The organism is Mammaliicoccus sp. F-M27 (genome assembly GCF_022387115.1).
GTDB classification, from domain to species: Bacteria; Bacillota; Bacilli; order Staphylococcales; family Staphylococcaceae; genus Mammaliicoccus; species Mammaliicoccus vitulinus.
Map to the genome: position 1 here is coordinate 1 of NZ_JAJNIE010000034.1, position 1,613 is coordinate 1,613.

Below are 1,613 nucleotides of genomic sequence, written 5' to 3' on the forward strand. Positions count from 1 at the left end.
AACCAATCAAAGATGAGCTAATCAAGCTTACTTCTATTATGGAGAGTTTGATCCTGGCTCAGGATGAACGCTGGCGGCGTGCCTAATACATGCAAGTCGAGCGAACAGATGAGAAGCTTGCTTCTCTGATGTTAGCGGCGGACGGGTGAGTAACACGTGGGTAACCTACCTATAAGACTGGGATAACTCCGGGAAACCGGGGCTAATACCTGATAATATTTTGAACCGCATGGTTCAATAGTGAAAGACGGCTTCGGCTGTCACTTATAGATGGACCCGCGCCGTATTAGCTAGTTGGTAAGGTAATGGCTTACCAAGGCAACGATACGTAGCCGACCTGAGAGGGTGATCGGCCACACTGGAACTGAGACACGGTCCAGACTCCTACGGGAGGCAGCAGTAGGGAATCTTCCGCAATGGGCGAAAGCCTGACGGAGCAACGCCGCGTGAGTGATGAAGGTCTTAGGATCGTAAAACTCTGTTGTTAGGGAAGAACAAATTTGTTAGTAACTGAACAAGTCTTGACGGTACCTAACCAGAAAGCCACGGCTAACTACGTGCCAGCAGCCGCGGTAATACGTAGGTGGCAAGCGTTATCCGGAATTATTGGGCGTAAAGCGCGCGTAGGCGGTTTCTTAAGTCTGATGTGAAAGTCCACGGCTCAACCGTGGAAGGTCATTGGAAACTGGGGAACTTGAGTGCAGAAGAGGAGAGTGGAATTCCATGTGTAGCGGTGAAATGCGCAGAGATATGGAGGAACACCAGTGGCGAAGGCGGCTCTCTGGTCTGTAACTGACGCTGATGTGCGAAAGCGTGGGGATCAAACAGGATTAGATACCCTGGTAGTCCACGCCGTAAACGATGAGTGCTAAGTGTTAGGGGGTTTCCGCCCCTTAGTGCTGCAGCTAACGCATTAAGCACTCCGCCTGGGGAGTACGACCGCAAGGTTGAAACTCAAAGGAATTGACGGGGACCCGCACAAGCGGTGGAGCATGTGGTTTAATTCGAAGCAACGCGAAGAACCTTACCAAATCTTGACATCCTTTGATCGCTCTAGAGATAGAGTTTTCCCCTTCGGGGGACAAAGTGACAGGTGGTGCATGGTTGTCGTCAGCTCGTGTCGTGAGATGTTGGGTTAAGTCCCGCAACGAGCGCAACCCTTAAGCTTAGTTGCCATCATTAAGTTGGGCACTCTAGGTTGACTGCCGGTGACAAACCGGAGGAAGGTGGGGATGACGTCAAATCATCATGCCCCTTATGATTTGGGCTACACACGTGCTACAATGGATAATACAAAGGGCAGCGAAACCGCGAGGTCAAGCAAATCCCATAAAATTATTCTCAGTTCGGATTGTAGTCTGCAACTCGACTACATGAAGCTGGAATCGCTAGTAATCGTAGATCAGCATGCTACGGTGAATACGTTCCCGGGTCTTGTACACACCGCCCGTCACACCACGAGAGTTTGTAACACCCGAAGCCGGTGGAGTAACCTTTTATTAGGAGCTAGCCGTCGAAGGTGGGACAGATGATTGGGGTGAAGTCGTAACAAGGTAGCCGTATCGGAAGGTGCGGCTGGATCACCTCCTTTCTAAGGATATTACGGAATGACC

Annotated in this window: 1 rRNA gene; it reads left to right on the forward strand. The window is 50.7% G+C overall.

Annotated features, from left to right (window positions below):
* The first annotated feature begins 35 nt into the window (after positions 1-35).
* Positions 36-1,591 (forward strand): 16S ribosomal RNA (locus LQ598_RS13645).
* The last annotated feature ends 22 nt before the right edge of the window (positions 1,592-1,613 follow it).